Genomic DNA, 19101 nt, shown 5'->3' on the forward strand with positions numbered 1-19101 from the left:
GGCCCGATGCGGATAGAGGATGGCGACGAGACGCTCGCCTCCATCGTGGTTAATTCCCGAAGCCTCTGGAAGCGGCTGCGCCTCAATGCGGCAATTCCGCCGCCCCCATGCGCCGCGTAATCACCCCTGCCCGCTGCGACAAATACGCCGACCCTCTGTGTTCATCGAAGTATTTCGGCCTCGGCAACATCACCGCGAGCCGCGCCGATTGCCACGCGCTCAGCTTCGACGCCGACGTCTTGTAGTAGTAATGCGCCGCCGCTTCAGCGCCATAAACGCCATTGCCCCACTCCACCGAATTCAGGTAGATCTCGAAGATGCGTTCCTTGTCCATCCAGAGCTCGAGCATCGACGTGATGACCAGTTCCTGCGCCTTCCTCACATAACTCTTTTCTCGCGATAAAAACAGGTTGCGCGCCAGTTGCTGCGAGATGGTCGAGCCGCCCGCGACAATCTTGCCGCGCGCCTTGTTCTTCTCCCAGGCTTGCAGGATGGCGTCGGTTTCGTAACCGTTGTTGTTGACGAAGTTCGCGTCCTCGGACGCAATGATCGCGCGCTTCAGGTTGCGCGAAATCTGGTCGTACGGAACCCAGGTGCGCTGAATGGCGAGATCGGGACGGTCTTGTGCAAGCCGCCACGCATCCGAGCGCATGAACGCCGTCGATGAAGGATTGACGAACGTATAAATCCCGACCATCGCGAAGAAATAGACCTGCGTGGCAATGGCGGCAATCGCCATGACCGAGATGCCGTAGACAATCCACCGAGCCGGCCCGAGACGAACGGGCGATTTTGTTCTTGTCATCGTGCTTCTTCTGTTTGGAACGAATCGGAACATAACGCCGCGCTGATCCGCGCGCTGAACTAACCCTTCGCTGATAACTCCAGCCGCAATGCACGCAGCACCGCGCCGCTGTCGGGACGCACCCCGCGCCACAGGAAAAACGATTCCGCCGCTTGCTCGACGAGCATCCCGAGGCCATCGGCCGAACGCGCGCCGAGGCTGTCGGCGTGACGCATGAACACGGTCGGCTGGGCGCTGTACATCATGTCGTAGGCGAGCGTGCCGGGGCCGAACGAATCGTTATCGCAATCGGGCAGAGAGTCGTCGAGACTGCCGGCCGTCGCGTTGACGATCACATCGTAGGGGCCCGCTTCCACGCTATCCGCACCACCACCGGAGAAACGCACATGCGCGGCGTGTGCGGCATCGGAGAAATGATCGACGAGTTGCTGCGCCTTCAATGCCGTCCGGTTCACGATAGTTAACGCCGCCACGCCGCCATCCAGCATGGGCAGCACGACACCGCGTGCAGCACCGCCCGCGCCGAGCAGCAAGACACGCGCGCCTTTCAAACCAACGCCCAGATTCCCTTCGATATCGCGCACAAGGCCAACGCCGTCGGTGTTGTCGCCAAGCACGCCATCGACGTTGAACGCGAACGTGTTCACCGCACCCGCCGCTGCTGCGCGCGGCGTGAGCGTAGTGGCGAAAGCATGGGCGTCGAGCTTGAACGGCACCGTCACGTTCATTCCCCGACCGCCGGCTTCGACGAACGCACGGACATCGTCGGAGAACGCGCCGATGGTTCCAAGCACGCGCCCATATTCGATCGCCTCGCCTGTCTGCTCAGCAAAACGCGCGTGGATCCACGGCGATTTGCTATGCGCAACCGGATTGCCGATGACCGCGTACTTGTCCCGCGTGACGGCGCCCGATGTCATCGCGTAGGCTCCGTCGTGTCGGGCGTGCTTTCCCCAGCGGGTTCGCCCGTAGAGGCTTCCGCTTCGGGCACCGCTTCCGCCTGCGCCTCAGCTTCGCTCTCCGCGCTCAAATCTTCCGCTTCAATCAGCTCTTCTTCCGTCTCATCCTGCTGCGCCTCGGCCTCTTGCGCCGACGCCGGAGCAGGTGCATCGATCACATGCAGCAAACGGCACGACGCCTCGACCGTGAGTTCATCGAGACTCATGACGTCCAGCATCACTTTCGTCCCGCGCGCGTGCACGCCAAGGCCGGGCACATGCAGCATCAACGGAATTTCATCGAGGCGCACGAGATCGTCCTTCACCACCGACGCCGCCACGTGCTTCTTGTTTTCCTGCTTCAACCAGCGCAGGCACCAGAAATACTCCATGCGCCGTTGATAGTCGGCATATGCGGAATATTGATCATCGAAGCCCTGCACGACGGCAAACAGATCGGCGTCTTTTGGCTTGAACGGCGCAACCAGCGCTGCCGTCACGCCATGCCGCACGCACGCGAGCAACTGCCATTGATTGACCAGGTCGACGTAACGACGCAACGGCGACGTGCTCCACGCGTATTGCGCAACGCCCAGCCCTTCGTGCGGCGCGGGCGTGGTCTGCATGCGCGTGCGCTTCGGACCCGGCGCGCCGAATCCGCGCTGCGACCGATAAATCCCCGGCACGCTGTGATCGTTGAGAAACGCGCCCCACGATGAATTCGCGAGAATCGCCAGCTCGGCGACGATCAGATCGAGCGGCGATCCGCGTCGACGTGGCGTAATCGTGATGTGCTCGCCTTCCACATAGAAATTGAAGTCGTTATTGCGCTGCACTTCGCGCCGCAAACCATACCCCGCGCGCGCTTCCTGACGCTTTTCGAACAGCGCCTGCGCGAGCGGCCACAGCACCGCGATATCGTCCTTGTGCGGATACTCGCCCGTTCCCGCCGCGAGCGATTCCTCGGTGACGTGTTCGTCCAGATGGTTGTGTCGAAGATTGCTCTTTACGAACACGCGCTCGGCGCGCGTTTCGGTTGCGACGATTTCCTGCGTTTCCCGATTCACGATGATGTACAGCGACAACGCCGGCCGCAATCCGCCTTCAGCCAGCGTGAACGCTTCCACGACGCTGTCGGGCAGCATCGTGATCTTGTCGCCGGGCATGTACACGGTGGACAAGCGGGTGCGCGCGATCGCATCGATCATGTCGCCGCGCGAGATTCCCAACGACGGCGCCGCGATGTGAATACCGACGCGCACACGGCCATCGGCGAGATGCTCGACGGAGAATGCGTCGTCGATTTCGGTGGTGGTGACGTCATCGATGGAAAACGCCTGCACGTCCGCTTCCGGCAGATCGTCGGGAAGCGGCGGCACGGTAACCGGCGCGAAGCCCGTCCCGTGCGGGAAAAATTCCGACAGGAAACGGGCTTCGTGCAGCGCGCGCGCCGACGGAATGCCACCCACTTCCAGCATCAGCCGCGCTTGCGAAATCCCGCGAGCGGCAGCAGCCGCTTCGAGCGCCTTATATTCGATACAGTTCTTGTCCGGCTTCGTCAGCAAGCCGATCGCCTTGCCGGCGAGCGCATCGGGCAGTTTTCCAGCAATCAGTTCCGCTTCGTAGCCCGCTTGTACCAGGGCAAGCTGCCGTTTCTTTTCCAGCCCGGCCAGCGCCATCTGCAACTGCTCTTGCGGCGCGCGCTGATATTGCCCGCGCCCCTTGCGGCGGAAATACACCGGCGAACCGTGCATGCGCAGCACGAGCGCGGCGCGCTCGGTCGCGCCGAATTTATCGCCGAAATAATCCGCGCCCAGTTCAGCGAACGGAAATTCTTCTTCCGGCGCGCACTCCCACAGGAAGTCGAGATCGATGTCCTGCGCGATGGCATCGGCCTGCTGCATCAGATCGGCGGCGTTCGGTTTCTCGAATTCGATCAATACGTCTTTGGCGCGCACTTTCGCGCGCCGTCCACCCGGCAACTCGACCTGAAACGCATCGTTCTGCTTGGACAGAACGGCGCCGGCCTTGAAACTACCTGATTCCTCAAAAAAAACGTTCACTCAATACTCTCGAAAGACTGTTGGTCGGCGTGGCGTCCGGTCGGGTTCGCGTCCCGCACAAAGCGCCAGGCCCACATAAAAGGAAACGCTCAGGGTCTTCAGGCCGCCACAGCGGGCGGCGGAGCCTCGCAGAACGCCAGCACCTGGTCTAGGTAACTGGGAAAGTCGCTGATCGCGTGGTCGCTGCCCTGGATCAGCGTGGTCCGCACGTCCGGGTAATGGGCGAGCATGGTGCGGTAGTCGAGCACTTCGTCGCCGGTAGCCGCGATCAGATAGTAGCGCTCGGGACGGGTGATCGATGGAACAGAAAGCGCACGCAATTCGTCGATATGACGCGGTTCGACCACAATACTGCCGCCGCCATGCCACAACGGCTGTTCGCCGAGATAAGCACTCAGGTCCTCCTGCGGCACGACCGCCGGATTCAGCAGGACGGCGCGCCAGCCGTGTTTTTCGGCGAGCCACGTTGCGTAAAACCCGCCGAGCGAGCTGCCGATCAGCGTGATCTGATCGTCATCGGCTTGCGCCGCCAGCTTTTCGGCCAGCGCAATGGCTTCGCGGGGCGAAACCGGCAACGTCGGGCACTGCCATTCATCGATCAGTCCCAGCTCTTCCAGCCGCGCGCGCATCACGCGGGCCTTGAACGATTGTGGCGATGACCGAAAGCCGTGCAGATAAAGAATCACACCCGCTCCTTGGGTTCCGGCCGCGTTGCCGGCCGCGCGGACAATGCGTCGAGCAGCTTCTGATGCACGCCGCCGAAACCGCCGTTGCTCATCACGAGCACGTGATCGCCAGGACGCGCCGCCGCGACGATTGACTTGACCAGCGCTGCAAGATCGCTGAACGCATGGGCTTTATTGCCGAGGGGCGCCAGTGCCGCTTGCAGGTCCCAGCCGAGCTTGTCGCGGCCTTCGTGCGCGCCGTAGCCGAAAACCAGGTCCGCGTCGGCGAGACTGGCCGGCAATTGCGCTTTCATCGTGCCGAGTTTCATCGTGTTCGAACGGGGTTCGAGGACGGCGATGATGCGGCTATTTGCGCCGATACGCGTCCGCAAGCCCGCTATTGTTGTTTCGATCGCGGTGGGGTGATGCGCGAAGTCGTCATAGACGGTCACGCCGTCCACGCTGCCCTTCACTTCCATCCGGCGTTTCACGTTCCGGAACGTGCTTAGCGATTGCGTCGCCTGCGCGGGCGGAACGCCCACTGAACGCGCCGCCGCGATCGCCGCCAGCGCATTCATTCGATTGTGCTCGCCTTGCACTTGCCAGTCGACCACGCCCTGGCGCTCGCCTTCCCAGTACACGGCGAACTGCTCGTCGACGGCAACACCGTCGATCGCGGGCAGCGCTTCCCAGCCGCCTTGCACGCCGAAGCGCTCGACGCCCGTCCAGCAACCGCGTGTCAGCACGCGTTCGAGCGCGGCTTCGCGGCCGTTCGTCACGATGCGTCCGACGCCGGGCACGGTACGCACCAGATGATGAAATTGGGTCTCGATAGCGGCGAGATCCGGGAAGATATCGGCGTGATCGAATTCGAGGTTGTTCAGCACTGCCGTGCGTGGGCGATAGTGAACGAACTTGGAGCGTTTATCGAAGAAAGCGGTGTCGTATTCATCGGCTTCGATCACGAAGAAGCTTGAATCCGTGAGTCGTGCCGAGATGCCGAAATTCAGGGGCACGCCGCCGATCAGGAAGCCCGGATTCATGCCGGCGTCTTCGAGCAGCCAGGTCAGCATGGAGCTGGTGGTGGTCTTGCCGTGTGTTCCGGCAACCGCGAGCACCCATTTGCCGTTCAGCACGTGTTCACCGAGCCATTGCGGGCCGGACGTGTAGGGTAGGCCACGATCGAGGATGGCTTCCATGAGTGGATTGCCGCGCGTCACGACATTGCCTATTACGAACAGATCGGGTTCGAGCGCGATTTGCTCGACGCCATAACCTTCGATCAACTCGATGCCCTGCGCTTCGAGCTGGGTGCTCATTGGCGGATAGACGCCGGCGTCGCAGCCGGTGACGCTGTGCCCCGCTTCGCGGGCGAGGACCGCGAGGCCACCCATGAATGTGCCGCAGATACCGAGGATGTGAATGTGCATAAAGCGTGTGTTCGTGGCGGGAGGGCCGTTAGCACGGGGGGAATGAGTGAGGGTATTCCGGCGCCCGGAGCGGTACATTGTAACCGACCGGGATTTTTTGCTTGCGCGGGTGGGGGGGGGGTCGTTTGGGGGGCTTGAGGGGGAGGTCGGAGTCTATGCCGGGTTGCTGCTTTCGGCCGTGGTGGCCTGCGAGAGTCGGATTTTCTCTTTATCACTATTAGCCACTGTGCGTGGCGGCACGTCATTTCTTGGTCCTTAGCGACAAAGAAACGAAGCAAAGAAAACGCTTTAACCGCTCTACCCTAAGTGTCCACAGCGTGCAGTTTCTATTCATAGGTGCCCCAAAAGCACGGTGCTCGCCAGAGCCACGGATGGTTGAACCCCTCCTTCTCGCGAATCCTGACACGAACACGCTTCGCCCCGTACGCTCTCGGGCAAGCACCACTGCCAAGGAACCACCACGGCCTCACGCGTCTTTCCGGTTTCGTTTTTTGGCGCGTTGGCTAGGTGGTCTGAACAGTTGTTTCCGCCGGCAATGGCACCTCGCGTATTGGTACTTCCGTATTGGTACTTCATTTCTTGGCGGGTTAACTGCGTGGACCACGCGCTTATTTTCGCCGGCTACGGCCTCACGCATTTTCGCGACCTCGTTTCCGGCAGGGTTGGCGACGTGGTTCGAGGCGCGTGCACATTTGGTGGTTGGTCGTCCGCGGATAGCGCGGGGTGAACCTTGGGCAGGTTCAATCACTGGTGGCGAAGCGTGTGGGTATCGGTGTTCGGAGAAGGAGGGGTTCACACATCCGTCGCTCTGGCGAGCACCGTGCTTTTGGGGCACCTATGAATCAAAACTGCACGCTGTGGACACTTAGGGTAGCGTGGTTGAAAGCGCTTTCTTTGCTTCGTTTCTTTGTCGCTAAGGACCAAGAAATGACGTGCCGCCACGCACAGTGGCTAATAGTGATAAAGAGAAAATCCGACTCTCGCAGACCACCACGGCCGAAAGCAGCAACCCGGCATTGACCCCGACCGCAAACGCCGAAACCTAGCAACCGAACACCAGCCCACCCGAGTGCGAACGAAAACCCATCTCCGGTATCATCCCCCCATGATTCGCAAATCACATTTCGATCCGCAGCGCGTGCGCGAAGAAATCGCCATCGCGGCGGCGCGGCTAATCGCCGAAGACGGCCTTGACTATTCCACCGCGAAGCGCAAAGCCGCCCGCCAGGTTGTCGGCGAAACACGCATTGCCGGCGAATGGCTCCCGGATAACGGTCAGATCGAAGATGAAATCCGCGAATACCAGGCAATCTTCCAAAGCGAAAGCCAACCAGCCGTCCTGCGGCGCATGCGCGAAGTCGCATTCGAATGGATGCAACGACTCCAGCCATTCAACCCGTACCTGACCGGCGCCGTGCTAAACGGCACAGCAGGCGAACACTCGGACATCCACCTGCAATGCTTCTGCGATAACCCCAAGGAAGTCGCTATTTACCTGTTGAACGCGAACGTTCAATACGACGTATCGGAAACCCGGCATTTCGCCGGCCGCGGCTACGTCGAAACCCTGAGCTTCCTGATGCGCCCCTCGCGCGACGAAGAACCCATGGGCATTCACATCGCGCTCTACGACACCAACGACCTGCGCGGCGCCGTCCGCGCGGACGGCCGAGGCAAGCTTGCCCGCGCAAGCGCCGCCGCCGTGCGCGCATTGCTCGATGGCCCCCCCGCCCCCACACTGGCACCCTCACTATGAATTCCATGCGTATTGTTGCCGCCCTCGTTATCGCCATCGCGGCAACCGGCGGCGGTTTCTACGCCAGCCATCTGATGATGGGCGGCGAAACGAGCCAGGCAGCAGAAACCACATCGAAAGCAAGCAGCAACGCAGTCGATGAACTCTGGAAAGCACAGTTGCAAACCGCCGCAGGCACGCAGCAAGCACTCGCCTCGTTCAAAGGCAAACCCGTGGTGGTGAACTTCTGGGCGTCGTGGTGCGGTCCCTGCGTGAAGGAAATGCCGACACTCGCGGCGCTGCATCGGGAATATGAGAAGAAAGGCATCACGTTTATTGGCCTCGGCGTCGATTCCGAGAAAAACGTCAACGCCTTTCTTCAGAAGGTACCCGTCGATTACCCAATCTACATCGCGGGCTTCGGCGGCGCCGATCTTGCCCGCAGTTTCGGCAATAACGTGGGCGCGCTGCCGTTCACCGTCGTCATCGACGCGAAAGGGGTGATTCGCTCGACAAAGCTCGGCGAAGTCGATCCAAAAGAGCTGAAAGCGACGCTCGACGCCTTGTGAGACCGCCGTTTGATCCTCCGCAAATCGATATCGATCGCGGGGAGATGCCGTCATTTCAAGAAACTTTGCACGAAAATACGTGCAAAATATGCGAATACGTCCTTCCCCGCCCCCTGATCCGGGCCGCGGGCGGGTCGCGAAACTAGACAAAATTCTCTAAAGGGCGCTAAAGTGCGCCCAACTCCGCACAAACCAAAGCCACTATGTCACGACTGCTGGTCCTGCACGGCCCAAATCTTAATCTGCTCGGCACCCGCGAACCGGATGTCTACGGTCGGGTAACGCTCGCAGAAATCGATCAGGCCCTCGCAGAGAAGGCAGAGGCGGCCGGCGCGGAATTGTCTTCGTTTCAAAGCAATCATGAAGGCGCGATCGTGGACCGCATTCAGCAAGCGCGGACCGAACAGGTGGACTTCGTGCTGATCAATCCCGCAGCCTACACGCACACGAGCGTCGCAATCCGCGATGCCCTCGCGGGCGTGGCGCTGCCGTTCATCGAGATTCATTTGTCGAACGTGCACAAGCGGGAAGCTTTCCGACACCACTCCTATTTCTCCGATCTGGCCGAAGCCGTGATTTGCGGCCTGGGCTGGAAAGGCTATCTGTACGCGCTCGACTTCGCCCTCGAGCGTCTTGCTGCGAATGCTGCTGTAAAGCTTGCTGCGAAGCCGGCTGAGCAGTCAGCTGAAAAGCCACGCGCTTGAGCCGCGATCCGCTCAAGGCAATTGAACTGCTCGCACTACGTGATGCGGAGCGCGCGTCCGCAACATCGGACAACGCTCTCGTCGGCGGCGCCCAACTACCAAGTCAAGCACCGGAAAAAGCTTCCGGTCACCAAGCATTGAAAGGGGAATTTTCGATGGACCTTCGTAAACTTAAAACTCTTATCGACCTCGTCTCGGAATCCGGCATCTCGGAGCTGGAAGTCACCGAAGGCGAAGGCAAGGTTCGCATCGTCAAGAATGCCGCGCCGGTCTACATGCAGGCTCCGCAGTACATGCAGCAACCGATGCAGCAAGCGCCGCAATACGGCCCGCCGGGCGAAGCAGGCAATGCGGGCGCAGCCGCCGGCGCGCCGGCGACGCCGGCCGCAGTCGTGCCGCAAGGTCACGTGGTGACCTCGCCGATGGTCGGCTCGTTCTACCGCGCACCGTCGCCGGGCGCCGACGCATTCGTGCAAGTCGGAGACACCGTCAAGGAAGGCCAGACGCTTTGCATCATCGAAGCAATGAAGCTGTTGAATGAAATCGAGTCGGACAAGTCGGGCATCGTGAAGGAAATCCTGGTCGAGAACGGCCAGGCTGTCGAGTACGGTCAGCCGCTGTTCTTGATCGGCGATTGATTTCCCGCGATGCCGCCGGATGAAAGCGCAGTCAGTCGTCATGCGCCCAGCCGGTGGCCGCAGTACCCGGGCGCTCGCCTGCCTAGCCTGATTTGTCTGGCTAACCGGCGAGACGCGCCGCCGATCTCCCAGGACCGCCGCGGGCAACCGTCCCGGTGTTCCATCGATGAGTCGAAACCTTGCTATGTTTGAAAAAATCCTCATTGCGAACCGTGGTGAAATCGCGCTTCGAATCCAGCGCGCGTGCCGCGAACTAGGCGTCAAGACGGTCATCGTCTATTCGGAAGCCGATAAAGAAGCCAAGTACGTGAAGTTGGCCGATGAAGCCGTCTGTATCGGACCGGCTCCGTCCAACCTCAGCTACCTCAACATGCCGGCGCTGATCAGCGCCGCCGAAGTTACCGACGCCGAAGCGATCCACCCCGGCTACGGTTTCTTGTCAGAGAACGCGGACTTTGCGGAGCGTGTGGAGCAATCCGGCTTCACGTTCATCGGACCGCGTCCTGAAACCATCCGCTTGATGGGTGACAAAGTCTCCGCCAAGCAAACGATGATCAAGACGGGCGTGCCGTGCGTCCCGGGTTCCGAAGGCGCATTGCCCGACGATCCGAAGGAAATCGTGAAGATTGCACGCGCCGTGGGTTATCCGGTGATCATCAAGGCGGCGGGCGGCGGCGGTGGGCGCGGCATGCGCGTCGTGCACACCGAAGCGGCGCTGGTGAACGCGGTGAACATGACCCGCGAAGAAGCAGGCCGTGCATTCGGTAATCCGCAGGTCTACATGGAGAAATTCCTGGAGAACCCGCGGCACATCGAAATCCAGATTCTCGCCGACTCGTTCCGTAACGCAATCTGGCTGGGCGAACGCGATTGCTCCACGCAGCGCCGTCACCAGAAGGTGATTGAAGAAGCGCCGGCACCGGGTATTGCGCGACGCCTGATCGAGCGCATTGGCGATCGTTGCGCCGACGCCTGCAAGAAGATGGGTTATCTCGGCGCGGGTACGTTCGAATTCCTGTACGAGAACAACGAGTTCTATTTCATCGAAATGAACACGCGCGTGCAGGTCGAACATCCGGTGACGGAGCTGATTACCGGCGTGGATATCGTGCAGGAACAGATCCGTATTGCTGCCGGCGAAAAGCTCGCGTTCCGCCAGAAGGACATCGTGTTTCGCGGTCATGCGATCGAATGCCGGATCAACGCGGAAGATCCGTTCAAGTTCACGCCGTCGCCGGGACGGTTGACGTCGTGGCATATGCCGGGCGGTCCGGGAATTCGTGTCGATTCGCATGCGTACAACGGCTATTTCGTGCCGCCGAACTACGATTCGATGATCGGCAAGCTGATCTCGTATGGCGCGACCCGCGAGCAGGCGATCAACCGCATGCGCATTGCGTTATCGGAAATGGTCGTGGAAGGCATTTCGACCAACATCCCGCTGCATCGCGAGATGATGATCGACGCGAAGTTCGTCGAAGGCGGCACGAGCATTCATTACCTCGAAAACAAGCTGGCCGCGCGCAAGGCGGCAGCCGCCGTCGCTGCAGAAGACGCGGCTCAATAACGCAACAACGCAATAAGTAAGGCTTCAAGATGAGCTACCGGGAATTGATCGCCGAGCTGGACCGGGAACACGCGGAAGCGTTGTCGGATGCGCTGCTGGAGTTGGGCGCGCTGTCGGTTTCGGTGGAAGACGCCGACGCCGATACCCCCGACGAGCAGCCTCTGTTCGGCGAACCCGGCCTCACGCCGGACCAGAAGGCGTGGAACCGCTCGCGCGTAGTCGCCCTTCTGGCGGACGCCGCCGACCCCGCCGTGTTGCTTGCAGCGGCGGCCAATGAAATAGGCTTGAAAGACACGCCGGCCTTCACGGTGCGCGATGTCGAAGATCAGGACTGGGTGCGCCTCACGCAATCCCAGTTCGATCCTATTCCTATCGGCAAACGGATTTGGGTCGTGCCCTCGTGGCATGCAGCGCCCGATCCGGATGCACTCGTGCTCGAACTTGATCCGGGTCTCGCGTTCGGTACCGGCAGCCATCCGACTACGCGGCTGTGCATGGAATGGCTGGAGCAGTCGGTGGAACCAAACCAGTCCGTGCTCGATTACGGTTGCGGTTCCGGCATCCTCGCGATCCTGGCGAAGAAATGCGGCGCGAACCCGGTGATTGGTATCGATATCGATCCGCAAGCGGTGGAATCCGCGCGCCAGAACAGCGAGCGCAATCACGCCGATGTCACCTACGGCTTGCCCGCCGATCTCGCCGAAGGGCAATTCGACATCGTGGTCGCGAACATTCTGTCGAACCCGCTGAAGCTGATGGCGTCGATGCTTTCCACACGGGTCAAACCGGGCGGACGCATTGCGTTATCGGGGATTCTGGCGCGCCAGGCCGACGAAGTTGCCGCGGTCTATGCACGCTGGATCGACATCAACGTATGGCGGGAACACGAAGGCTGGGTGTGTCTTGCCGGTACCCGCCGCGAAAGCCTTTAGAATAGCGCCATCGTCCATCTACCGGCCTCTGGCCTTCGGCTACATATGGCGCTGGCAACCCGCTGTCCCCACTGCGAAACGGTTTTCCGTCTGGACCCGCATTTGCTCGCGCCGCACGACGGCCGCGTGCGGTGCGGTCATTGCCAGGAAATCTTCGACGCCGCTCATTACCAGTTCGACCGCGACGAAACCGTCATGGCCGCGCTTGCCGCAACCGCGCCTAATTACGGCGTAGATCCAGCAAGCCCGTGGGCAGAGAAGTCGAGCGCCGAGGTTTCCGCCGACAAGCGCGACGCACTGGGCATTCCTCTGCACCCGTTCGTCCCCACGACCGCCCTCGCGCCTCAGATCGAAGCGCAACACCCTCCGGTTACGCGCGCTGAACCGCTCGCGGGGCTCGCTGCCGCTGAAGCGGTTTCGCACGCGCGCGCGGACCGCGATTTTCCGGGAGAAGGACGCACTGAATTCCCGTGGCAGGCGGTCAATCGCGCTGAAGCGGACGCACAAGCTGATGCACCCGCCGACAACCCCGCTCCCGCCGAACCGCGCGCCGATTCTTTCGTGGGCCGTAACGAAGGCGATTCGCTGAAGGAATCGCGCGCGGATCCCTTCATTGGCCGCACTGAAAGCGAAGCGCTTAACGAGTCACGCGCTGAATCACGCACAGAACCGTTCGTCGGCTGGAGCGCCCCGCGTGCGGAGCCGGAAACGCCCGCGCCGCGCCGCCCAGTCGATACAACCACCCGCTCCGAACCCGCCCCGCTCGGTACCACGTCCGCTGCGCCGTGGGCAGCAGGCCCCGCCGAGCCAAGTTTTGGCGGCGCGGCTGCATCGTCCGAACCTGCTTTTGAGCCCACTTCTGAGCCGTTCCCCGTTATCCGTGAAACGCGCGCGCCGGCCCGTTCGGGAATCGTGTGGAAGATACTCGGATCTTTAATCGCGCTCGTGCTGTTTGTCGCGTTGATCGCGCAGGTCGCGTGGTGGCAACGGGAGACCGTGATGGTCTACTGGCCCGCCTCGCAGCCGCTCTTCGCGCAAGCGTGCGAGCAGATTGGCTGCGTGGTCGCGCCACCGCGCGATATCGATGGCCTGCAGATCGAGAACTCCGGTCTGCGCCAGGTGGACGGATCACACAAGCTCGAACTGAAACTCTCGCTACGCAATCGCTTCGACGTGGCGATCGCCTATCCGGCGCTGGAGCTCACCCTCCTCGACGACAAGAACAACGTCGCGATCCGGCGTGTCCTGTGGCCGCAAGACTATGCGCGTCCGGGCACGGTGATCGGCGCAGGTCTCGCCGCGCGCAGTACACAGCCCGTGATCGTGCGGCTCGATACCGGCGACGCAGTCGCGGCGAATTATCGCGTGCAGATTTTTTATCCCTGATTTATCCGTGACACGCGCCTGCTTTAGCCGGTCTGTTGATGCGCGTCTGCTTCAGCGTCCGCTTTCACGTTTTTACGCTTAACCGTTTTTTTTACGCGGTTTCTGCGCGTGCCCCGTGATCAGTCAGTCGTTTTTTTCCGCGCGTGTCGCTCGTCCGTCCCCGGTCGAGCGACGCGCATATTCCCTGAACATCAGACACTTTCTGGAGTAGACATGAGCCAAGTTACCCTCGGTGGCAACCCGATCGAAGTGGCAGGCACGTTCCCGGCAGCCGGCGCAAAAGCAGCCGATTTCATCCTGGTCGGCAAGGATCTGGGCAATCTGACGCTGGCGAGTTTCGCTGGCAAGCGCAAGGTGCTGAACATCGTGCCGAGCCTCGACACGCCGACGTGCGCCACCTCCACGCGCAAGTTCAACGTGGCCGCGGCCGGACTCGACAACACGGTGGTCGTGGTCGTCTCGGGCGACCTGCCCTTCGCGGCAACGCGCTTCTGCACGACGGAAGGTATCGAGAACGTGGTGACGGCGTCTACATTCCGCGGCCATGACTTCGCGAAGGCCTACGGCGTCGATGTCACAAGCGGACCGCTGACGGGCCTGACGGCGCGCGCAGTGGTCGTGATCGATGAAAACGACAAGGTGTTGTACTCGGAACTCGTGCCGGAAATCAAGAACGAGCCGAACTACGACGCAGCGCTGGCCGCGTTGAAGTAAGCATCGAAGAACGCAGGCCGGTTGCGGCCTGCCTCTTCCCGAGCGGCGGCGAGCTGCATCTCGATCCGCCTCGCCGCGCCGGATGAACATCTGAAGCACGACAGTTATTCAGTCAGCCGTGACGGGTTCAACCCGCCACGGTGGTGAAGCGGCAATGCGCATCCGTGACGGGGTGGAACACCCGCCGCGTGACGAATGCGCAGCGTTTCATGCAGGCATGCACGGTAACTCAAGCCTGCGCGCACTTTCATCGACGCTTTCATAGATCTACTTTCAGGGAATTCGCCAGTGTCTACGCTTATCTGCGGCTCGCTCGCCTACGACAACATCATGACTTTCCAGGGCCGCTTCGGCGACCACATCCTGCCGGACCAGGTGCATCAGTTGAACATCAGCTTCCTCGTCCCCACGATGCGGCGTAACTTCGGCGGCTGCGCGGGCAACATTGCGTACGCGCTGAACCTGCTCGGCGGCGACGCGAAGATCATGGCGACGCTCGGCGAAGCCGACGCCCAGCTTTATCTCGATCGTTTCGATGCGCTGGGTTTGTCGAGGGAATATGTGCGCGTGCTGCCCGACCAGCACTCGGCGCAATGCTTCATCACTACCGATCTCGGGAACAACCAGATCACCGCGTTCCACCCGGGCGCGATGATGGATTCGCACCTGAACCACGCCCGCGAAACCAAGGGCGTCACGCTGGGCATCGTTGCACCGGACGGCGCTGATGGCATGCGTCAGCACGTCGAGGAACTGGCGGCAGCGGGCGTGCCCTTCGTCTTCGATCCGGGCCAGGGCCTGCCGATTCTCGAAGGTGTGGAACTTCGTCGCATGATTGAACTTGCCACATACGTGGCAGTCAACGATTACGAGGCGAAATTGTTGAGCAACAAGACCGGCTGGTCGATCGACGATATCTTGAGCCGCGTCGAGGCACTCGTGATTACGCGCGGCGAACACGGTGCGCAGATTTTGCACGCTGAAGGTATCGAAGAAATTCCGGCCGTGACGGCGCAGAAAGTCGTCGATCCGACCGGTTGCGGCGACGCGTTCCGCGGTGGCTTGCTGTATGGCATCGAGAACAAGCTGGGCTGGGCAAAAACAGGCCGGCTCGCCAGCCTGATGGGTGCGCTGAAAATCGAACATCAGGGACCGCAGACGTATGCGCCCTCCCGTGCCGAGATCGGCGAGCGCTTCGAGCAGGCGTTTGGTTCGGCGCTCCCAGGGTTTTAAGCGGTGCAATGAAGAAGGTTGAAATGCGTCATTGAAGCGAATTTGAGCGACGCTTCGGCAATGACATGTACCGGCAGGCCGTTGGCTTTTTCAAGCAACGGCCTGCCGTAATTTTGTGGAGTGAAGAATGAAGATAACAAGTCGCATGGCGCTGATAGCAGCGCTTTTTAGCTCCGTCGCGATGACGGGATGCGCCTATAACAGCAGTTCGCCCGATGTGTACACCGCGTCGCAAGCCCAGCGCGAAGAGACGGTCCGCATGGGTACCGTCGACAGCGTGCGCGGCGTGAAGATCAGCACGAACAACGGCCAGCCTAGCGGGCTTGGCGCTATCGGCGGCGGTGCACTGGGAGCAGTGGCAGGCAGCGCGCTCGGCGGCGGGAATGGCTCGATCGTGACAGGGATCATTGGCGGGATTGTAGGTGCGGTGGCGGGCAATGCTGTCGAGAACGGCGTCGCCGTGCAGAACGGACTGGAGATCACCGTGCGCCTGGATAACGGCGACATGCGCGCCATTACGCAAACCGCAACCGGCGAAGTGTTCCAGGCCGGCGAGCGGGTTCGGTTGCTTTCCAGCGGCGGTGTGACGCGAGTGACGCACTAGCGCGGATGAAGTGCCGGCGTGATCGAATCGGTTATGCCGGGGTAGGAGAAAAGCGCATGCGTCTTCGGGCGCATGTTTTTTTCGTCTGCAGCCCGGGTGTGCGTCTGACATAGGGATGCCAAGGGCACGCAGCGGCGCCGCTCCGCTATATGTCTACATATGACGGTCAATAAAAAAACCCGCTGCCGGCAACCACCGGGAGCGGGTTTGGACCGCGTAGCACTACACGGTCACGAGACACATCGCGTGTGTCGAAGTACTGCGTTACAGCCTGCGCTTACGGACGGCTGCCCGTCGGGAACGGCCATGCAGCGGCCGGATTCAATGCCGTCTTGACCGTTGCAGCCGGGGCCGGCGCTGCAGGTGTCGTTGCCGTCGCCGGTGCTACAGCAGCCGTCTTCTTCGCAGCGGCAGCCTTCTTGGCCGGAGCCTTTTTAGCAACCGGAGCGGGCGCTGCAGCAGGAGCAGGAGCCGCGGCCGGAGCAGCAGCTACAGCAGCCTTCTTCGCAGCAGGGGCAGCCTTCTTGGCGGGCGCAGCCTTCTTGGCGGCCGCCTTTTTGGCAGGTGCCTTCTTAGCAGGCGCCTTTTTAGCAGCGGCCTTTTTAGCGGCAGCCTTTTTGGCGGGGGCCTTCTTGGCCGCAGCCTTCTTGGCAGGCGCCTTTTTAGCAGCAGCCTTTTTAGCAGGCGCCTTCTTGGCGGCAACCTTCTTGGCCGCTGCCTTCTTCGCAGGCGCCTTCTTGGCTGCAACCTTCTTCACTGCAACCTTCTTGGCGGCAACTTTCTTCGCCGGCGCCTTCTTAGCAGCGACCTTCTTGGCTGCAACCTTCTTCGCCGCGACCTTCTTCACTGCGACTTTCTTGGCTGCAACCTTCTTCACTGCAACTTTCTTCGCAGCCGGTGCCTTCTTCGCTACCGTTGCCTTCTTGGCAGCCGTTTTCTTAACAGCCGGTTTCGCTGCAGCTTTCTTTGCGACGGATTTCTTGGCTAATGCCATCATTTTCTCCTTCAGGTTTCAAGATGAGAGTCAGTTCAAACAACACCCTTCGTCAAAACCCGCTTCCCGCGTGGGCTTCTCAGGACGCACGCTGCGAAGCGGATTATTCATCGGCGTACGCTGATGGAGCCTGCTTACGCTAATGAATACGGCAAGGCGCGCAGTGCCACAAGGCACCGCGCGCCAAATTAAGTCAGCACCAGAAGAAGGTGCCAGCAATCGCTTGATCGGGCCGTCGGCGCTGCCGACGGCATATTTCGGGGGGAAGTTTGCCCGTCCCACTGAAGGGTCCGCAAAACGCCTGTCATCTTTTTGGGCGGTTAAGCCACAAGGCGCACTTTGCATCAGGCGACCGTTCTCCTAAACCTGTTGGCCGGCGCGCGCGCAATCTTGATCGCACGCAATGGCGCCGGTTTGCCATTCATCCCGTCTACTCGGCACCCTCTGCGGGCGCCTGGTCTGCTTTGATTCGTTGCGGCAATGCGTCCATTGCCGCTGGCTGACGCTGATTCGCTGACTCGCTTATTCCCAGGTCAGCGCGCCGCCGGTCTGATACTCAATCACTCGCGTCTCGAAGAAGTTGCGTTCCTTCTTCAGGTCGATCATCTCGCTCATCCACGGGAACGGATTTTCTTCGTTCGGGAACAGCGGGTCGAGGCCGATCTGCTGGCAACGACGATTACAGATGAAACGCAAATAACTCTTGAACATGGAGGCATTCAGACCGAGCACGCCGCGCGGCATCGTGTCTTCTGCGTACCGGTATTCCAGTTCGACGGCTTCCTGGAAGATCTCGCGGATCTCCGCGCGAAATTCCGGCGTCCACAGTTGCGGTTCTTCAAGCTTGATCTGGTTGATCAGGTCGATGCCGAAGTTGCAGTGCATCGACTCGTCGCGCAGGATGTACTGATACTGCTCGGCTGCGCCCGTCATCTTGTTCTGGCGACCCAGCGCCAGAATCTGCGTAAAGCCGACGTAGAAGAAGAGCCCTTCCATCACGCAAGCAAACACGATCAACGACTTGAGCAATTTCTGGTCCGCTTCAAGCGTACCCGTGGTGAATGCCGGATCGGTCAGCGTGTTGATGAACGGAATCAGGAACTCGTCCTTCGCGCGGATCGAGTCGACCTCGTGATACGCGTTGAAGATTTCGCTCTCGTCCAGACCGAGCGATTCGACAATGTACTGATACGCGTGCGTGTGGATCGCTTCCTCGAACGCCTGGCGCAGCAGGAACTGCCGGCACTCGGGCGCCGTGATGTGGCGATACGTCCCGAGCACAATGTTGTTGGCGGCGAGCGAGTCGGCCGTGACGAAGAAACCGAGGTTGCGCTTCACAATCCGGCGTTCGTCGTCGGAGAGGCCGTTCGGGTCCTTCCACAACGCGATGTCGCGCGACATGTTCACTTCCTGCGGCATCCAGTGGTTCGCACAACCCGCCAGATACTTTTCCCACGCCCACTTGTACTTGAACGGCACCAACTGATTCACGTCGGTCTTGCCGTTGATGATGCGCTTGTCCGCCACATTCACCCGCTTGGCACTTGCTGCCGCGATGTCGCTGGCGCTGGGTGCTGCGGGAGCAACGAAGTCGCTCGCAAAAATATTCGGTGCCGCTGCCGTTTGATGAGCCGTTTGAAGAACGCCATGACCAGCGACTTGCGTGGCTGCATGCGAAGTGACTGGAGCTGCAGCACGCGACGCTTGGCTGACTGCTTGGCTGAAACCCGCAACCTGACCCGCCGGGTTACGCAACGCGTTGTGTTGCGAACCGTTCGAGGGAGTTACGGCAGTGGTCTCGTCATCCCAGTTGAGCATAAATTCTCACCATCAATTTAGATCGGTTTGTACCATCTTTCCATGAGCGATAAAAGAGCTTGCTCATAAAAATCCTGTTTTCGTGTTGACACTGCTACTTGCATACAACACTTTGCGTCGAGCTCACTGCCTGAAGCTTCATGCGAAGTCTCTTTGAACGTGTTCGATGCAGTGCTTGCTCAATGCTTCTTCAAGCTCTTTCAGCATTGCTTTTGCTTGGAGCAGCTGCATCGTCCGGCTCTGCTGTGAATCGTCTTGCGTGTGGGCCTGCGTGCGTAATTAGCGTGGTCGTTAAGGGTGATCGTT

Annotated in this window: 18 protein-coding genes; 10 read left to right on the forward strand and 8 right to left on the reverse strand. The window is 60.7% G+C overall.

What is annotated here, in order from left to right:
- Positions 1 to 82: 82 nt before the first annotated feature.
- The 5 genes from mtgA to mpl form a co-directional block, all read right to left on the reverse strand.
- Positions 83 to 805 carry a monofunctional biosynthetic peptidoglycan transglycosylase gene (gene mtgA / locus ACSQ36_RS16545; RefSeq protein WP_213767180.1) on the reverse strand — a complete coding sequence of 241 codons (723 nt, stop codon included), beginning with the start codon at positions 803 to 805 and terminating at the stop codon, positions 83 to 85.
- Between the two features lie 59 nt (positions 806 to 864).
- The gene (aroE, locus tag ACSQ36_RS16550) at positions 865 to 1725 is read right to left on the reverse strand and encodes a shikimate dehydrogenase (protein ID WP_436182725.1); all 861 of its coding nucleotides are present in this window, start codon (positions 1723 to 1725) and stop codon (positions 865 to 867) included.
- Positions 1722 to 3806: a ribonuclease catalytic domain-containing protein gene (locus ACSQ36_RS16555; protein ID WP_436182726.1), complete on the reverse strand. Its 2085-nt coding sequence runs from the start codon at positions 3804 to 3806 to the stop codon at positions 1722 to 1724. Before ACSQ36_RS16555 ends, aroE begins: the two co-directional genes overlap by 4 nt.
- A gap of 98 nt (positions 3807 to 3904) precedes the next feature.
- Positions 3905 to 4492: a YqiA/YcfP family alpha/beta fold hydrolase gene (locus tag ACSQ36_RS16560; RefSeq protein ID WP_436182727.1), complete on the reverse strand. Its 588-nt coding sequence runs from the start codon at positions 4490 to 4492 to the stop codon at positions 3905 to 3907.
- Positions 4489 to 5979 (reverse strand): UDP-N-acetylmuramate:L-alanyl-gamma-D-glutamyl-meso-diaminopimelate ligase, encoded by a 1491-nt coding sequence (gene mpl / locus ACSQ36_RS16565; protein WP_436182728.1) that lies wholly within the window; start codon positions 5977 to 5979, stop codon positions 4489 to 4491. The genes ACSQ36_RS16560 and mpl overlap by 4 nt, the downstream gene beginning before the upstream one ends.
- A gap of 1027 nt (positions 5980 to 7006) precedes the next feature.
- On the opposite strand from mpl, the gene ACSQ36_RS16570 reads away from it, so the two are divergent.
- From ACSQ36_RS16570 to ACSQ36_RS16615, 10 genes are all read left to right on the forward strand, one after another.
- Positions 7007 to 7657 carry a UDP-N-acetylmuramate--alanine ligase gene (locus ACSQ36_RS16570; protein ID WP_436182729.1) on the forward strand — a complete coding sequence of 217 codons (651 nt, stop codon included), beginning with the start codon at positions 7007 to 7009 and terminating at the stop codon, positions 7655 to 7657.
- On the forward strand, positions 7654 to 8205 hold the full coding sequence (locus ACSQ36_RS16575) for a TlpA family protein disulfide reductase (RefSeq protein WP_436182730.1): 552 nt from the start codon (positions 7654 to 7656) through the stop codon (positions 8203 to 8205). Before ACSQ36_RS16570 ends, ACSQ36_RS16575 begins: the two co-directional genes overlap by 4 nt.
- Before the next feature lie 203 nt (positions 8206 to 8408).
- Positions 8409 to 8909, forward strand: coding sequence for a type II 3-dehydroquinate dehydratase (gene aroQ / locus ACSQ36_RS16580; protein ID WP_436182731.1), 501 nt, complete (start codon positions 8409 to 8411; stop codon positions 8907 to 8909).
- Positions 8910 to 9064: 155 nt separating this feature from the next.
- Positions 9065 to 9547 carry an acetyl-CoA carboxylase biotin carboxyl carrier protein gene (gene accB / locus ACSQ36_RS16585; protein WP_436182732.1) on the forward strand — a complete coding sequence of 161 codons (483 nt, stop codon included), beginning with the start codon at positions 9065 to 9067 and terminating at the stop codon, positions 9545 to 9547.
- Positions 9548 to 9731: 184 nt separating this feature from the next.
- Positions 9732 to 11114: an acetyl-CoA carboxylase biotin carboxylase subunit gene (gene accC, locus ACSQ36_RS16590; RefSeq protein ID WP_031360758.1), complete on the forward strand. Its 1383-nt coding sequence runs from the start codon at positions 9732 to 9734 to the stop codon at positions 11112 to 11114.
- A gap of 29 nt (positions 11115 to 11143) precedes the next feature.
- Positions 11144 to 12046, forward strand: coding sequence for a 50S ribosomal protein L11 methyltransferase (gene prmA, locus ACSQ36_RS16595; RefSeq protein ID WP_436182733.1), 903 nt, complete (start codon positions 11144 to 11146; stop codon positions 12044 to 12046).
- Positions 12047 to 12091: 45 nt separating this feature from the next.
- Positions 12092 to 13432 (forward strand): DUF3426 domain-containing protein, encoded by a 1341-nt coding sequence (locus ACSQ36_RS16600; RefSeq protein WP_436182734.1) that lies wholly within the window; start codon positions 12092 to 12094, stop codon positions 13430 to 13432.
- Positions 13433 to 13645: 213 nt separating this feature from the next.
- Entirely contained in the window at positions 13646 to 14146 is a 501-nt protein-coding gene (tpx, locus tag ACSQ36_RS16605) for a thiol peroxidase (protein WP_436182735.1), read from the forward strand.
- Positions 14147 to 14434: 288 nt separating this feature from the next.
- The gene (locus ACSQ36_RS16610; RefSeq protein ID WP_436182736.1) at positions 14435 to 15379 is read left to right on the forward strand and encodes a carbohydrate kinase family protein; all 945 of its coding nucleotides are present in this window, start codon (positions 14435 to 14437) and stop codon (positions 15377 to 15379) included.
- 127 nt (positions 15380 to 15506) lie between these two features.
- A complete protein-coding gene (locus tag ACSQ36_RS16615) occupies positions 15507 to 15983 on the forward strand; it encodes a glycine zipper 2TM domain-containing protein (RefSeq protein WP_436182737.1) in 477 nt (158 codons plus the stop codon).
- 277 nt (positions 15984 to 16260) lie between these two features.
- Here the strand turns inward: ACSQ36_RS16615 and ACSQ36_RS16620 are convergent, their stop codons facing one another.
- From ACSQ36_RS16620 to ACSQ36_RS16630, 3 genes are all read right to left on the reverse strand, one after another.
- On the reverse strand, positions 16261 to 16977 hold the full coding sequence (locus tag ACSQ36_RS16620) for a histone H1-like repetitive region-containing protein (protein WP_436182738.1): 717 nt from the start codon (positions 16975 to 16977) through the stop codon (positions 16261 to 16263).
- Between the two features lie 30 nt (positions 16978 to 17007).
- Positions 17008 to 17322: a hypothetical protein gene (locus ACSQ36_RS16625; RefSeq protein ID WP_255631635.1), complete on the reverse strand. Its 315-nt coding sequence runs from the start codon at positions 17320 to 17322 to the stop codon at positions 17008 to 17010.
- A gap of 177 nt (positions 17323 to 17499) precedes the next feature.
- On the reverse strand, positions 17500 to 18795 hold the full coding sequence (locus tag ACSQ36_RS16630; protein WP_436182739.1) for a ribonucleotide-diphosphate reductase subunit beta: 1296 nt from the start codon (positions 18793 to 18795) through the stop codon (positions 17500 to 17502).
- Between the last annotated feature and the right edge of the window lie 306 nt (positions 18796 to 19101).

The organism is Caballeronia sp. LjRoot34 (assembly GCF_964253815.1).
GTDB lineage: Bacteria > Pseudomonadota > Gammaproteobacteria > Burkholderiales > Burkholderiaceae > Caballeronia.

Excerpts from the sequence above, each read along its gene's own strand:
- ACSQ36_RS16615 (WP_436182737.1), top strand. The coding sequence starts at position 15,507 with ATGAAGATAACAAGTCGCATGGCGCTGATAGCAGCGCTTTTTAGCTCC.
- accB (WP_436182732.1), top strand. The coding sequence starts at position 9,065 with ATGGACCTTCGTAAACTTAAAACTCTTATCGACCTCGTCTCGGAATCC.
- mpl (WP_436182728.1), bottom strand. The coding sequence starts at position 5,979 with ATGTACCGCTCCGGGCGCCGGAATACCCTCACTCATTCCCCCCGTGCT.
- prmA (WP_436182733.1), top strand. The coding sequence starts at position 11,144 with ATGAGCTACCGGGAATTGATCGCCGAGCTGGACCGGGAACACGCGGAA.
- ACSQ36_RS16620 (WP_436182738.1), bottom strand. The coding sequence starts at position 16,977 with ATGGCATTAGCCAAGAAATCCGTCGCAAAGAAAGCTGCAGCGAAACCG.
- ACSQ36_RS16625 (WP_255631635.1), bottom strand. The coding sequence starts at position 17,322 with ATGCAAAGTGCGCCTTGTGGCTTAACCGCCCAAAAAGATGACAGGCGT.
- aroE (WP_436182725.1), bottom strand. The coding sequence starts at position 1,725 with ATGACATCGGGCGCCGTCACGCGGGACAAGTACGCGGTCATCGGCAAT.
- ACSQ36_RS16575 (WP_436182730.1), top strand. The coding sequence starts at position 7,654 with ATGAATTCCATGCGTATTGTTGCCGCCCTCGTTATCGCCATCGCGGCA.
- ACSQ36_RS16570 (WP_436182729.1), top strand. The coding sequence starts at position 7,007 with ATGATTCGCAAATCACATTTCGATCCGCAGCGCGTGCGCGAAGAAATC.
- mtgA (WP_213767180.1), bottom strand. The coding sequence starts at position 805 with ATGACAAGAACAAAATCGCCCGTTCGTCTCGGGCCGGCTCGGTGGATT.
- aroQ (WP_436182731.1), top strand. The coding sequence starts at position 8,409 with ATGTCACGACTGCTGGTCCTGCACGGCCCAAATCTTAATCTGCTCGGC.
- ACSQ36_RS16630 (WP_436182739.1), bottom strand. The coding sequence starts at position 18,795 with ATGCTCAACTGGGATGACGAGACCACTGCCGTAACTCCCTCGAACGGT.
- ACSQ36_RS16600 (WP_436182734.1), top strand. The coding sequence starts at position 12,092 with ATGGCGCTGGCAACCCGCTGTCCCCACTGCGAAACGGTTTTCCGTCTG.
- tpx (WP_436182735.1), top strand. The coding sequence starts at position 13,646 with ATGAGCCAAGTTACCCTCGGTGGCAACCCGATCGAAGTGGCAGGCACG.
- accC (WP_031360758.1), top strand. The coding sequence starts at position 9,732 with ATGTTTGAAAAAATCCTCATTGCGAACCGTGGTGAAATCGCGCTTCGA.